The sequence below is a fragment of the Geobacillus zalihae NBRC 101842 genome (assembly GCF_001544135.1).
In the GTDB taxonomy this organism is placed as follows: Bacteria; Bacillota; Bacilli; order Bacillales; family Anoxybacillaceae; genus Geobacillus; species Geobacillus zalihae.
This window is the reverse complement of sequence record NZ_BCPV01000081.1, coordinates 1-13,984: the sequence shown is the minus strand read 5'-3', so window position 1 is coordinate 13,984 and position 13,984 is coordinate 1. Positions and strand designations below refer to the sequence as shown.

Sequence of the window (13,984 nt, the reverse complement as noted above, 5' to 3'; positions counted from 1 at the left end):
GACCTATGAGCGGCTTCTTCCAACGGTTATCTAGTTTTGAGGGAATGAACATCCTGTTGACAAATCCAACAGGATGGATATAATAATTACTGTCCAAGATGATAACCATTGCCTAGTGGCTATGGCGGAGGGGAAACACCCGTTCCCATCCCGAACACGGAAGTTAAGCCCTCCAGCGCCGATGGTAGTTGGGGCCAGCGCCCCTGCAAGAGTAGGTCGCTGCTAGGCGAAAATCCCCTGCTGTATATACAGCAGGGGATTTTTGATTTGATTCAACCCAAAAATTTCCGCATTAAGTATTCATGAAGCAGCAACGGCACTTTTTCCGCCGACACGGAGAGAAACTCAAGAATAAAAGTGTATGCCTTGCTTGGGTAAGAATGGAGAAGCTCGCTCCACCATTCCGTCTCATAGCGCGAAATCATGCTCAAGTTATACAGCAACAAGTAATGGGCGTGTATTTCTGGAAGCGAGAATGTTTTCTCTTTCTTGACTGGAATTCGGAGTGTACCGTCAAGATGGAATAAAAACGGACCTTCTCCGGCCGGCGACAGCGGCGATTCTATATGAAAATACAGAAATTCTCCTTCTTCTTTGGCGAACGAAAGCCGCTTTCCTTGTCCTTCTTCACAGAGATATTGGACAAAGCGGGACAACGACATATGGTAGTGGTCCAAAATCACTTTTGGGATGGCGAGCATCGGCGGCGAAGCAGTATGTACAACAGGCAAGGATAACGGTTTTTTTCGCCCGCTTAGAAGAAAAAACGTTTCATGCAACTCGCCAATTCGTTGCAACAGCGTGCCCATGCGAAATTTTTCCCCAGCTTCTTGTTTCACATGAAACATTTTTTCAGAAAAATGTGCGAATAAACCGTTTTTTTGTATTTTCACTTCATCATCTAAAAATTCGTAGCCCTGTTTTTTTCGTTTTCTTGCTGATACACCATGGGCCAAGACCGATGTTGATTCCGGGTAGTCGGGGTCGACAGTGAGCAGGCATGCTTTTAAGAGCTGCACCATGCCGTAAAACAAGAGAACCGGCTTGATGGACAGCGGCGCCTGCTGGGCAGCGGCGTAAAAGTTTTGCCCGTGTTCCAGATAATATAAAAATGGGTAACAGTTTGCATAACTGCGTTGGACGGCGTCATCCCGCTGCAGCTGTTGATAGCATTGCCGCAAAAATTGCTGCGCAGTATCGGCCGAGCGGAAAACAGAAAGGCGAAACAGTTGACCGTGATTTCCGAACATTTTTACCCCCCTTACATAGAATTGTCTTGAAATAACTGAAAAGTTGGACATTTTCTTGATTCCTTGACAGTAGTTTAACCAGTTGTTAAGCTACTAATAATATTTCCGGACAAGGGGGAGAAAACATGTGGGAAGCGAAATTCGCCAAGGAAGGATTGACGTTTGATGACGTTCTTCTCATCCCAGCGAAGTCGGACGTATTGCCGCGCGATGTTGATGTAACCACGAAGTTGAGCGATACGCTGCAGTTGAACATCCCGATTCTCAGCGCTGGGATGGATACGGTCACCGAAGCGGAGATGGCAATTGCGATGGCGCGTCAGGGAGGCCTTGGCATCATTCACAAAAATATGTCGATCGAACAGCAGGCCGAGCAGGTCGACAAGGTGAAACGGTCGGAACGAGGCGTCATTACGGACCCGTTTTTCCTAACGCCGGATCATCAAGTGTATGATGCAGAACACTTAATGAGTAAATATCGGATCTCGGGGGTGCCGATCGTCAACAACCCCGAGGAGCAAAAATTGGTCGGCATTATTACGAACCGTGACTTGCGTTTCATTCAAGACTATTCGATTAAAATTTCCGAGGTAATGACGAAGGAAAACTTGATCACTGCTCCGGTGGGGACAACGTTGGAGGAAGCAGAGAAAATTTTGCAGCGACACAAGGTCGAAAAACTGCCTCTTGTTGATGAAAACGGTGTGCTGAAGGGATTAATTACGATCAAGGATATTGAAAAGGTCATTGAGTTCCCGAATTCAGCGAAAGATGCGAAAGGGAGGCTGATTGTCGGGGCGGCCGTCGGGGTGACGGCGGACACGATGATTCGCGTCAAAAAGCTTGTTGAGGCAGGGGTTGATGTCATTGTCGTTGACACGGCGCACGGCCATTCGAAAGGCGTCCTAGAGACGGTGGCCAACATCCGACGCCAATACCCGGACTTGAACATCATCGCCGGCAATGTCGCGACAGCTGAAGGGACGCGCGACTTGATTGAGGCTGGGGCGAACATTATTAAAGTCGGAATCGGTCCGGGGTCCATCTGCACGACCCGGGTTGTCGCCGGGGTTGGTGTGCCGCAAATTACGGCGATCTACGACTGTGCGACTGAGGCGCGCAAACATGGCGTCCCGATCATCGCTGACGGCGGGATCAAATATTCCGGCGACATTGTGAAGGCGATCGCGGCTGGGGCGCATGCGGTTATGCTCGGCAGCTTGCTTGCTGGTGTTTCCGAAAGCCCGGGTGAGACGGAAATTTATCAAGGCCGCCGCTTCAAGGTGTACCGGGGCATGGGATCGGTCGCAGCCATGGAGCGCGGCAGCAAAGACCGCTATTTTCAAGAAGATGCGAAAAAGTTTGTCCCGGAAGGCATCGAGGGACGCGTTCCATACAAAGGGCCGCTTGCCGACACGATTTATCAGCTTGTCGGTGGGTTGCGCGCCGGCATGGGCTATTGTGGAACCCGCAATTTGGAAGAGCTGCGCGAAAAAACGCAGTTTATCCGCATGACGAGCGCGGGGCTCCGTGAAAGCCATCCGCATGACGTGCAAATTACGAAAGAAGCGCCGAACTACTCTGCTTTTTGATCGGAGTTGCGCCGATCGGCTCAACTGTGACGGAGACATGTCCTCCGTCTATTTTTTTGGCCGACGGTATGTTACAATAACGGTTGTGTGAGGAGGGTGTCATTGTGAGGAGGAGAAAACAAAACTGGTTGTTTTGGTTGCTGTCGATTTGCCTTTGTTTAACGTTTGGTCCGTTTCAACAGACGGTGAAGGCGGAAAGCGCCCCGCTTGACATCCGGGCGGACGCTGCGATTTTAGTGGATGCACAAACGGGAAGAATTTTGTATGAAAAAAATATCGATACGGTGCTTGGGATTGCCAGCATGACGAAAATGATGACCGAGTATTTGCTTCTTGACGCCATTAAGGCGAAGCGCGTCAAATGGGATCAAATGTACACGCCAAGCGATTACGTGTACCGGCTGTCGCAAGACCGGGCGCTGTCCAATGTCCCGTTGCGAAAAGATGGCAAGTATACGGTGCGTGAGCTGTACGAGGCAATGGCCATTTATTCGGCGAACGGGGCAACGGTCGCGATTGCTGAGATCATCGCTGGATCGGAGAAAAATTTTGTGAAAATGATGAACGACAAAGCGAAAGAGCTTGGGCTGAAAGATTATAAGTTTGTCAATGCCACAGGGTTGAGCAATAAGGATTTAAAAGGATTCCATCCAGAAGGGACAAGCACAAATGAGGAAAACGTCATGTCCGCACGTGCGATGGCGATGCTTGCCTACCGGTTGCTGAAAGATCATCCCGAAGTGCTGAAAACAGCGAGCATTCCTCATAAAGTATTCCGGGAAGGAACAAAAGATGAAATCAAAATGGACAACTGGAATTGGATGCTGCCTGGGCTTGTGTACGGATACGAAGGTGTAGACGGGTTGAAAACCGGCTATACGGAATTTGCCGGCAACTGTTTCACCGGGACGGCGAAACGAAACGGCGTCCGCTTGATTTCGGTTGTCATGAACGCGAAAGATGCGAGTGGGAAAACAACAAAAGAGGCGCGCTTTAAAGAGACAGAAAAACTATTTAACTACGGATTCAACCAATACTCCCTCGAGACGCTTTATCCAAAAGGGTACCAGCTGAAAGGAAAAGAAACACTTCCGGTCGTGAAAGGGAAAGAAAAAGAGGTTCGTGTCGCGACAGGAAAGAATCTGGATCTGCTTGTGAAAAACGGCGAGGAAAAACAATACAAACCTGTATATGTGTTGGACAAGAAAAAAATGACAAAAGAAGGAAAGCTAGTCGCCCCTTTGAAAAAAGGGGAAACGGTTGGATATATGACGCTCGAATATAAAGGGGACGACTCCCTTGCCTTCTTAAGCCCAGACATGCAAAAAAACATCCGTGTGCCGCTTGTCACAACAGCTGAAGTCGAAAAAGCCAATTGGTTTGTTCTTTCGATGCGCGCGGTCGGCGGACTGTTTGTTGATTTATGGACAAGCGTCGCCAAAACAGTGAAAGGCTGGCTGTAGAATCGACTCCCCTTGATGGGGAGCTTTTTTCCATTGTGATTTTTGTAAAAATTGAGGTAAAATAAAACAGTGGAATCGTCCTTTTGCATGCCTCGCAAAGCATAAGGATTAGGAATAGGGGGAATCAACGTTGGCATTGACAGGTACGGACCGCGTCAAACGCGGCATGGCGGAAATGCAAAAAGGCGGCGTCATCATGGACGTCGTGAACGCAGAACAGGCGAAAATCGCTGAAGCGGCAGGGGCTGTCGCGGTTATGGCGCTCGAGCGCGTCCCGGCGGACATTCGCGCCGCTGGCGGTGTCGCGCGCATGGCCGACCCGACGGTGATCGAAGAAGTGATGAAGGCCGTTTCGATCCCAGTCATGGCGAAAGTGCGGATCGGTCACTATGTTGAGGCGCGTGTCTTAGAGGCGCTTGGTGTCGACTACATTGACGAAAGCGAAGTATTAACGCCGGCTGATGAGGAATTCCATATTGACAAACGGCAGTTTACCGTTCCATTTGTGTGCGGTTGCCGCGATTTAGGGGAAGCGGCGCGCCGCATTGCAGAAGGGGCATCGATGTTGCGGACGAAAGGAGAGCCGGGGACAGGCAACATTGTTGAGGCCGTGCGCCATATGCGCAAAGTGAACGCGCAAATTCGCAAAGTCGTCAACATGAGCGAAGATGAGCTTGTCGCTGAGGCGAAACAGCTCGGGGCTCCGGTTGAGGTGCTGCGCGAGATCAAGCGGCTTGGCCGCCTGCCGGTCGTCAACTTTGCCGCCGGCGGTGTCGCGACACCGGCTGACGCTGCCTTGATGATGCACTTGGGTGCGGACGGTGTCTTTGTTGGGTCTGGCATTTTCAAATCGGAAAATCCGGAAAAATACGCGCGCGCGATCGTAGAGGCGACGACTCATTACGAAGACTATGAATTGATCGCACACTTGTCGAAAGGATTGGGCGGCGCGATGCGCGGCATCGATATCGCGACATTGTTGCCGGAGCACCGGATGCAAGAACGCGGCTGGTAAGCTAAATAAAGGAGCAAAGCAACGATGAAAATAGGTGTACTTGGACTGCAAGGAGCTGTGCGGGAGCATGTTCGCGCCATTGAGGCGTGCGGCGCCGAGGCGGTCATCGTGAAAAAGCCGGAGCAGCTTGAAGGGTTGGACGGTCTTGTGCTGCCGGGCGGCGAAAGCACGACGATGCGGCAGCTCATCGACCGCTATGGGCTGATGGAGCCGCTCAAGCAATTTGCCGCTGCCGGCAAGCCGATGTTCGGTACGTGCGCCGGGCTCATTTTGCTGGCGAAGCGAATTGTCGGCTATGACGAGCCACATTTAGGATTAATGGACATTACAGTCGAGCGGAACTCGTTTGGTCGGCAGCGGGAAAGCTTTGAGGCGGAGCTGTCGATTAAGGGTGTCGGCGACGGGTTTGTCGGCGTCTTCATCCGTGCTCCGCACATTGTCGAGGTCGGCGACGGGGTCGATGTCCTCGCGACATACAATGACCGCATTGTCGCGGCCCGGCAAGGCCAGTTTCTTGGTTGCTCGTTCCATCCAGAGCTGACCGACGATCATCGATTGATGCAATACTTTCTCAACATGGTCAAAGAAGCGAAAATGACGTCAAGCCTTAAGTAAAGTGATCAAGCGAAAGCGATGAGAGGAACAAGCAGCAGACCCCCTTTCTTTCAGAGAGCCGGTGGGTGGTGCAAACCGGCAGGGAGCTCCTGTGAATCCATCCTCGAGCAAAACGTTGAACGCCAAAGCGGGTCAGTAGGCGTTTTCGGCAGCCGCCGTGAACGGCAAAAAGGGAAGGCATCGCAAGCCTTCAATAAGGGTGGCACCGCGGGGTCGCTCCCGTCCCTTTTGGGGACGGGGGCTTTTTTATGTATAATATTGAATGGAAAAGGAGGTAAAAGCCATGCTGGATGTGAAAATATTGCGCGCCCAGTTTGAAGAAGTGAAAGAAAAACTAATGCAGCGCGGCGGAGATTTGGCGAACATCGACCGGTTTGAACAGTTGGACAAAGAACGCCGCCGTTTGATTGCTGAGGTGGAAGAGCTAAAAAGCAAACGCAATGATGTGTCGCAGCAAATTGCCGCCCTTAAGCGCGAGAAAAAGGATGCGGAGCCGCTGATCGTCCAAATGCGCGAAGTCGGCGACCGCATTAAGCAAATGGATGAGCACATTCGCCAACTGGAAGAGGAACTCAACGCCCTGTTGTTATCGATTCCAAATATTCCGCATGAATCCGTACCGGTCGGCCAGTCGGAAGAGGACAATGTCGAAGTGCGGAGATGGGGGGAGCCGCGTTCGTTTTCCTTTGAGCCGAAGCCGCATTGGGAAATCGCCGATCGGCTCGGTTTGCTCGACTTTGAGCGAGCCGCCAAAGTGGCGGGAAGCCGATTTGTCTTTTATAAAGGGTTAGGAGCGCGGCTTGAGCGGGCGCTCATCAACTTTATGCTTGACATCCATCTCGATGAATTCGGTTACGAAGAAGTGTTGCCGCCATATTTAGTGAACCGGGCGAGCATGATCGGAACCGGACAGTTGCCGAAATTTGCCGAGGATGCGTTCCATTTGGACAGCGAAGATTATTTCCTCATTCCGACCGCTGAGGTGCCGGTGACGAACCTGCATCGCGACGAAATTTTGGCCGCAGATGATTTGCCGATTTACTATGCGGCCTACAGCGCCTGCTTCCGCGCGGAAGCCGGGTCGGCCGGCCGCGACACGAGAGGGCTGATCCGCCAGCATCAGTTCAATAAAGTCGAGCTGGTAAAATTCGTAAAGCCGGAGGACTCGTACGATGAATTGGAAAAGCTGACGCGCCAGGCAGAGACGATTTTGCAACGGCTCGGGCTTCCGTACCGCGTTGTCGCCTTGTGCACCGGAGACCTTGGATTCTCGGCGGCGAAAACGTACGATATTGAAGTTTGGCTGCCAAGTTACGGAACGTACCGGGAAATTTCGTCGTGCAGCAACTTTGAGGCGTTTCAAGCGCGCCGTGCCAACATCCGCTTCCGTCGCGATCCAAAAGCGAAACCGGAGTACGTGCATACATTAAACGGTTCGGGGCTAGCCATTGGGCGGACGGTCGCCGCCATTTTGGAAAACTACCAGCAAGAAGACGGCTCGGTCATCGTTCCGGAAGCGCTTCGTCCTTACATGGGGAATCGGGACGTCATTCGCTGAAAAAAGGTGCTTGAGGCAAATCGTTGGTTGACTTTTCCCGACTGCCGTGTTATAGTGAATGACGTTGGCAATGAGGAACAAGAAATCTTGTTCTTGGCCAAGACGATGATGAAGAGGACTGACGCGCATAAGAGGAGATTGTCATCTGAAACGGCTGACCGCCGAAAGCCGTTTCCCATCATAAAAAAACCCGCCGTTGACCGGCGGGTTTTTTATGCCTTTATTTTTTTACAACAGTAAATTGATCAGCGATCAGCAGCCAGTTTTGTGGAAAATCAATGCCAAGTTTCCAATAGCTGACCCCGCGCAAACCAAGTTCCTTCACGAGATTAAATTTTGCTTGAATGGAGCGGGCGTCCTCGAACCATACTTCATGCTCGCGTCCGTTTTCGTCGCGATAGCGAAAATGCGGTGCCTGCGCCTCCGTATCGTATTCGATGGCAACGTTATACTTTGCGGCGAGGGCGATGGCTTGCTGCGGGCTGAGGGCCTGGGCGTACGGGCCGCCGGGTACATATGGCAGCGTCCAGTCGTAGCCATACAAGTTTTGCCCCATCAAAATTTTTCCGGCTGGCATTTCAGAGATGGCGTACTCGAGAACGCGGCGGACCGGACCGATCGGGGACACCGGCATCGGCGGCCCGCCGCTGTAGCCCCATTCATACGTCATGATCACGACAAAGTCGACAATTTGTCCATGGGCGCAGTAGTCGTGTGCTTCGTACCAACGTCCGCGCTGGGTCGCGCTCGTTTTCGGCGCCAAGGCGGTCGACATCATCCACCCTTCTCGTGCAAACCGCCGTTTCGCTTTGCGCAAAAACGCATTATACGCCTCACGGTCTTCCGGGCGCAAATATTCAAAATCAAAATGGATGTCGCGGAAGCCATACCGTCTAGCGGTCGCGACAATGTTGTCGAGCAGACGATTTTGCAGCGTTTCGTTTGTTAACATAAGCGCGCCGAGCTCGTCGCTGAACTGCCCGTTTTCAATGTTGGCGACAACCATAACGAGCGTGACGCGGTTGGCGCGGGCAATATCCGGAAAGTCGTCAAGCGGCGGCTCTTGCAATGTCGCGTCGCGTCGGATCGCAAAATAAAAAGGACTCAAATAAGTCAAATACGGAGCGGCTTCGCGAGCGCTCGCCTCCAGCGCTGGGCTGACAGTCGCGCCGCGCGGTTCAATATAGGCGTTAAACTCCGCTCTTCGCTTGGCGCCGGGCGGTATATAAAGCCGCTGCCCGACCTTAAGCGGAGCGTTTAAGGAGAGGCGATTCACTTCGGCAAGCCGCTGCATCGGAATCGAAAATCGGCGTGCAATCGACCATAACGTTTCGCCGCGCTGCACCCAGTAAAAACGACCGACGATCGGGATCACGAGCGCCTGGCCGACAACGAGTTTATCAGGGTTTGGAAGCTTGTTGGCCCGGACAATTTCTTCCGCCGTGGTCCCGTATGCCTCAGCAATTCCACTTAACGTTTGTCCACTCTGCACTACGTGGATTTGCATACTTGACCTCCTAGTTGCGTCTTTATTCTCCATATTCTATGATGAAAAGAAAGGAGAAATGACCGTTTGTGTGAAGGGGTATACGATGAACACCGACGAGTACTACATGCGATTGGCAATGGAAGAAGCAAAAAAAGCGGAGCAGATCGGCGAAGTGCCGATCGGCGCTGTCATCGTTCAAGACGGCCGCGTCATCGCCCGCGCTCATAATTTGCGGGAAACCGAACAACGCGCCATCGCTCATGCAGAAATTTTGGCAATCGATGAAGCATGCCGGGCAACCGGTTCATGGCGGCTTGAGCGGGCGACGTTGTACGTAACGCTTGAGCCGTGCGCCATGTGCGCAGGCGCCATTGTTCTTTCCCGCATCGAACGGGTTGTATTTGGCGCGTTTGACCCAAAGGGAGGGTGCGCTGGGACATTGATGAACTTATTGCAGGAAAGCCGATTTAACCATCAGGTTAAGGTGGTAAGCGGGGTGCTTGCTGACGAGTGCGGTTCGCTGTTGAGCCAATTTTTTCGACGATTGCGCGAACAAAAGAGAAATGTTGGCGGGAGTGCCAACGAAAATTCCGTCGATTGACATTGCATTTTTTCCGCTAACGAGCTATACTGATAGTGCCGTGCTAAGCGGGGAGGTAGCGGTGCCCTGTACTCGCAATCCGCTCTAGCGAGGCTGAATTCCTTCTCGAGGTTAGTCTGTTGCGAGGCCTGTCTCAAGCAAGTGGTGTTGACGTCTGGGTCCCGCGCAATGGGATTCCGTGAACCCTGTCAGGTCCGGAAGGAAGCAGCAGTAAGCGGATGCTCCCATGTGCCGCGGGGACGCCTGGGCTGAGCTAACTGCTTGAGCAACGCTCGGGGCAGCTAATCGACAGAAGGTGCACGGCCTTACATAGCGATAGGGAACAAAACCCACTCATGGCGAGTGGGTTTTTTGTTATTTCAAATTGCAATAGGAAGTTATATAATAGATAGGACGAGAGAAAGAGGAGGGCCGTTTTCCGTGGCATACCAAGCGTTATATCGCGTGTTTCGGCCGCAGCGCTTTGCGGACATGGTCGGCCAAGAACACGTGACCAAGACGTTGCAAAGCGCCCTGCTTCAACATAAAATATCGCACGCTTACTTATTTTCCGGCCCGCGCGGTACAGGAAAAACGAGCGCAGCGAAAATTTTCGCCAAGGCGGTCAACTGTGAACAGGCGCCAGCGGCGGAGCCATGCAATGAGTGTCCAGCTTGCCTCGGCATTACGAATGGAACGGTTCCCGATGTGCTGGAAATTGACGCTGCTTCCAACAACCGCGTCGATGAAATTCGTGATATCCGTGAGAAGGTGAAATTTGCGCCGACGTCGGCCCGCTACAAAGTGTATATCATCGACGAGGTGCATATGCTGTCGATCGGTGCGTTTAACGCGCTGTTGAAAACGTTGGAGGAGCCGCCGAAACACGTCATTTTCATTTTGGCCACGACCGAGCCGCACAAAATTCCGGCGACGATCATTTCCCGCTGCCAACGGTTCGATTTTCGCCGCATCCCGCTTCCGGCGATCGTTTCACGGCTAAAGTATGTCGCAAGCGCCCAAGGTGTCGAGGCGTCCGATGAGGCATTGTCCGCCATCGCCCGTGCTGCAGACGGGGGGATGCGCGATGCGCTCAGCTTGCTTGATCAAGCCATTTCGTTCAGCGACGGGAAACTTCGGCTCGACGACGTGCTGGCGATGACCGGGGCTGCATCATTTGCCGCCTTATCGAGCTTCATCGAAGCCATCCACCGCAAAGATACAGCGGCGGTTCTTCAGCAGTTGGAAACGATGATGGCGCAAGGGAAAGATCCGCATCGTTTGGTTGAAGACTTGATTTTGTACTATCGCGATTTATTGCTGTACAAAACCGCTCCCTATGTGGAGGGAGCGATTCAAATTGCTGTCGTTGACGAAGCGTTCACTTCACTGTCGGAAATGATTCCGGTTTCCAATTTATACGAGGCCATCGAGTTGCTGAACAAAAGCCAGCAAGAGATGAAGTGGACAAACCACCCGCGCCTTCTGTTGGAAGTGGCGCTTGTGAAACTTTGCCATCCATCAGCCGCCGCCCCGTCGCTGTCGGCTTCCGAGTTGGAACCGTTGATAAAGCGGATTGAAACGCTGGAGGCGGAATTGCGGCGCCTGAAGGAACAACCGCCTGCCCCTCCGTCGACCGCCGCGCCGGTGAAAAAACTGTCCAAACCGATGAAAACGGGGGGATATAAAGCCCCGGTTGGCCGCATTTACGAGCTGTTGAAACAGGCGACGCATGAAGATTTAGCTTTGGTGAAAGGATGCTGGGCGGATGTGCTCGACACGTTGAAACGGCAGCATAAAGTGTCGCACGCTGCCTTGCTGCAAGAGAGCGAGCCGGTTGCAGCGAGCGCCTCAGCGTTTGTATTAAAATTCAAATACGAAATCCACTGCAAAATGGCGACCGATCCCACAAGTTCGGTCAAAGAAAACGTCGAAGCGATTTTGTTTGAGCTGACAAACCGCCGCTTTGAAATGGTAGCCATTCCGGAGGGAGAATGGGGAAAAATAAGAGAAGAGTTCATCCGCAATAAGGACGCCATGGTGGAAAAAAGCGAAGAAGATCCGTTAATCGCCGAAGCGAAGCGGCTGTTTGGCGAAGAGCTGATCGAAATTAAAGAATAAACCGTTTAAAGGAGGATGCCAAGATGATGCGTGGCGGAATGGGCAATATGCAAAAAATGTTAAAACAAATGCAAAAAATGCAAAAAGAAATGCAAAAAGCGCAGGAAGAATTGGCGGAAAAAACGGTGGAAGGCACGGCGGGCGGAGGCATGGTGACCGTTGTCGCTAACGGTCATAAACAAATTTTGGAAGTAAAAATTAAAGAGGAAGTCGTCGACCGAGACGATATTGAAATGCTGCAAGATTTGATTTTGGCAGCGACAAACGATGCGTTGAAAAAAGCGGATGAGTTGGCTAATGAAATGATGGGGCAGTTTACGAAAGGACTTAACATTCCAGGGTTGTTCTAGGGGGGGCGTATGCATTATCCAGAACCGCTATCGAAGTTGATTGACAGTTTTATGAAACTGCCCGGCATCGGCCCGAAAACGGCTGCCCGCCTTGCATTTCATGTGCTGGCGATGAAAGAAGACACCGTGCTTGAGTTTGCCAAAGCGCTCGTTGATGTCAAGCGGCATATTCATTATTGCACGATTTGCGGACATATTACAGATACAGACCCTTGCTACATCTGCAAAGACGAGCGGCGCGACCGGACGACGATTTGCGTTGTTCAGGATCCGAAAGATGTCATCGCCATGGAGAGGATGAAAGAATACAATGGCCTGTACCACGTGTTGCACGGGGCCATCTCGCCGATGGAAGGCATCGGACCGGAAGATATTAAAATCGCCGAGCTGCTCACGCGATTGCAGGATGAGACGGTCCAAGAGGTGATTTTAGCGACCGACCCGAACATCGAGGGAGAGGCAACGGCGATGTACATCTCCCGCCTGTTGAAGCCGACAGGAATCAAAGTCACCCGCATCGCCCATGGCTTGCCGGTCGGCGGCGACTTGGAGTATGCGGACGAAGTGACGTTATCAAAGGCGTTGGAAGGGCGCCGTGAGCTATAGAGAGAAAGAAGGTGGGGATCGGTTTGTTATGGCGGCGAAAGGGGAAACTAAAGAGACAATTTGATGAGAAGTTAATGGCTGAACTACAAAAGGCTAGAACTGAATGGCTTGAGCAGAAACAACTCATCGAAAAAAGCGTCGATCCGTCTCCGGAGGTGCTGAGCGCATTGCAACTCGCTGAGGCCAAATATTTTTTCCTCCTCCGCGAAGCGAAGCACCGCCGCATCACACTTAAGGAAGTGCGTTAACTTCCTTATTTTTTTGTTCTTTTTTCCCCTGTTTCTCATACGTTGGTAGTACAAGCGTGCAAAAAGGGGGTTCAAACGTTGGAGCCGAAAGTCGTCATTACCGTGTTGCTAGCGCTTATCGCCGTTTTGCTTATCGTCGGCGCCCGTCTCAAAGCGCTTCGCCTGATCGGCTACGCTGCTATCCGCCTGATCGTCGGGGCGCTCGCGCTGTTTGTCATCAACGCCATCGGCGGGCATTTTAACATCCATATTCCGATTAACCTCGTCACCTCAATCGTTTGCGGATTTCTTGGCCTCCCTGGAGCGGCAGCGTTAATCGTGATTGACCGATATATTTTGTAGGCATCATTATTCAAGATGCCTTTAATTTTTTTGTTTAAAAGTTATTGACTTTTATATGACAATGCATTATATTAATTAATGTCGCTGTTCATGAAAGATATGTTGACAGCAAATTAAATGATATGTATAATAATAAAAGTGTGCAAGATAAACAAGTTCCTTGAAAACTAAACAAAACGCAAGCGTCATAAGAAAAGCGGAGGCCGCTTTGGCCGAAGCTGGACAATCCGAAAAGCCAATCAACTTTCTTTGGAGAGTTTGATCCTGGCTCAGGACGAACGCTGGCGGCGTGCCTAATACATGCAAGTCGAGCGGACCGGATCGGAGCTTGCTCTGATTTGGTCAGCGGCGGACGGGTGAGTAACACGTGGGCAACCTGCCCGCAAGACCGGGATAACTCCGGGAAACCGGAGCTAATACCGGATAACACCGAAGACCGCATGGTCTTTGGTTGAAAGGCGGCCTTTGGCTGTCACTTGCGGATGGGCCCGCGGCGCATTAGCTAGTTGGTGAGGTAACGGCTCACCAAGGCGACGATGCGTAGCCGGCCTGAGAGGGTGACCGGCCACACTGGGACTGAGACACGGCCCAGACTCCTACGGGAGGCAGCAGTAGGGAATCTTCCGCAATGGGCGAAAGCCTGACGGAGCGACGCCGCGTGAGCGAAGAAGGCCTTCGGGTCGTAAAGCTCTGTTGTGAGGGACGAAGGAGCGCCGTTCGAAGAGGGCGGCGCGGTGACGGTACCTCACGAGGAA

At 52.0% G+C, this 13,984-nt stretch carries 13 protein-coding genes, 2 rRNA genes, 1 other RNA gene and 1 other annotated feature; of the genes, 14 read left to right on the top strand and 2 right to left on the bottom strand.

Annotated features, from left to right (window positions below; translation table 11 throughout):
• Positions 1–111 precede the first annotated feature (111 nt).
• Positions 112–228, top strand: a 5S ribosomal RNA gene (gene rrf / locus GZ1_RS16060).
• Between the two features lie 44 nt (positions 229–272).
• Here the strand turns inward: rrf and GZ1_RS16055 are convergent.
• Positions 273–1,250 (bottom strand): YaaC family protein, encoded by a 978-nt coding sequence (locus GZ1_RS16055; RefSeq protein ID WP_012820422.1) that lies wholly within the window; start codon positions 1,248–1,250, stop codon positions 273–275.
• Positions 1,251–1,375: 125 nt separating this feature from the next.
• On the opposite strand from GZ1_RS16055, the gene guaB reads away from it, so the two are divergent.
• The 5 genes from guaB to serS all read left to right on the top strand — a co-directional run bounded on the left by guaB (position 1,376) and on the right by serS (position 7,493).
• Positions 1,376–2,842: an IMP dehydrogenase gene (gene guaB, locus GZ1_RS16050; protein WP_011229525.1), complete on the top strand. Its 1,467-nt coding sequence runs from the start codon at positions 1,376–1,378 to the stop codon at positions 2,840–2,842.
• Positions 2,843–2,946: 104 nt separating this feature from the next.
• Positions 2,947–4,305, top strand: coding sequence for a serine hydrolase (locus GZ1_RS16045; protein WP_011229526.1), 1,359 nt, complete (start codon positions 2,947–2,949; stop codon positions 4,303–4,305).
• 130 nt (positions 4,306–4,435) lie between these two features.
• Positions 4,436–5,320 (top strand): pyridoxal 5'-phosphate synthase lyase subunit PdxS, encoded by an 885-nt coding sequence (gene pdxS, locus GZ1_RS16040; RefSeq protein ID WP_020754770.1) that lies wholly within the window; start codon positions 4,436–4,438, stop codon positions 5,318–5,320.
• Positions 5,321–5,344: 24 nt separating this feature from the next.
• Entirely contained in the window at positions 5,345–5,935 is a 591-nt protein-coding gene (gene pdxT / locus GZ1_RS16035; RefSeq protein ID WP_060788877.1) for a pyridoxal 5'-phosphate synthase glutaminase subunit PdxT, read from the top strand.
• 9 nt (positions 5,936–5,944) lie between these two features.
• Positions 5,945–6,165 (top strand) — a binding site (T-box leader).
• Positions 6,166–6,218: 53 nt separating this feature from the next.
• Positions 6,219–7,493 (top strand): serine--tRNA ligase, encoded by a 1,275-nt coding sequence (gene serS, locus GZ1_RS16030; protein ID WP_033005375.1) that lies wholly within the window; start codon positions 6,219–6,221, stop codon positions 7,491–7,493.
• 220 nt (positions 7,494–7,713) lie between these two features.
• Here serS and GZ1_RS16020 read toward each other — a convergent pair whose 3' ends face one another.
• Entirely contained in the window at positions 7,714–9,000 is a 1,287-nt protein-coding gene (locus tag GZ1_RS16020) for a glycoside hydrolase family 18 protein (protein ID WP_033005372.1), read from the bottom strand.
• Positions 9,001–9,085: 85 nt separating this feature from the next.
• On the opposite strand from GZ1_RS16020, the gene tadA reads away from it, so the two are divergent.
• From tadA to GZ1_RS15980, 8 genes are all read left to right on the top strand, one after another.
• Positions 9,086–9,583 (top strand): tRNA adenosine(34) deaminase TadA, encoded by a 498-nt coding sequence (gene tadA, locus GZ1_RS16015; RefSeq protein ID WP_011229532.1) that lies wholly within the window; start codon positions 9,086–9,088, stop codon positions 9,581–9,583.
• Between the two features lie 38 nt (positions 9,584–9,621).
• An RNA gene (ffs, locus tag GZ1_RS16010) (signal recognition particle sRNA large type) lies at positions 9,622–9,886 on the top strand.
• Positions 9,887–10,003: 117 nt separating this feature from the next.
• Positions 10,004–11,683 (top strand): DNA polymerase III subunit gamma/tau, encoded by a 1,680-nt coding sequence (dnaX, locus tag GZ1_RS16005; protein WP_012820425.1) that lies wholly within the window; start codon positions 10,004–10,006, stop codon positions 11,681–11,683.
• Between the two features lie 26 nt (positions 11,684–11,709).
• The gene (locus tag GZ1_RS16000; RefSeq protein ID WP_373278115.1) at positions 11,710–12,033 is read left to right on the top strand and encodes a YbaB/EbfC family nucleoid-associated protein; all 324 of its coding nucleotides are present in this window, start codon (positions 11,710–11,712) and stop codon (positions 12,031–12,033) included.
• 9 nt (positions 12,034–12,042) lie between these two features.
• Complete coding sequence (gene recR / locus GZ1_RS15995; RefSeq protein WP_011229535.1) at positions 12,043–12,639, top strand: recombination mediator RecR; 597 nt, start codon at positions 12,043–12,045, stop codon at positions 12,637–12,639.
• A gap of 23 nt (positions 12,640–12,662) precedes the next feature.
• Positions 12,663–12,887 carry a YaaL family protein gene (locus tag GZ1_RS15990; RefSeq protein ID WP_012820427.1) on the top strand — a complete coding sequence of 75 codons (225 nt, stop codon included), beginning with the start codon at positions 12,663–12,665 and terminating at the stop codon, positions 12,885–12,887.
• Positions 12,888–12,965: 78 nt separating this feature from the next.
• Positions 12,966–13,229 carry a pro-sigmaK processing inhibitor BofA family protein gene (locus tag GZ1_RS15985; protein WP_011229537.1) on the top strand — a complete coding sequence of 88 codons (264 nt, stop codon included), beginning with the start codon at positions 12,966–12,968 and terminating at the stop codon, positions 13,227–13,229.
• 246 nt (positions 13,230–13,475) lie between these two features.
• A 16S ribosomal RNA gene (locus tag GZ1_RS15980) occupies positions 13,476–13,984 on the top strand; the annotation flags it as partial.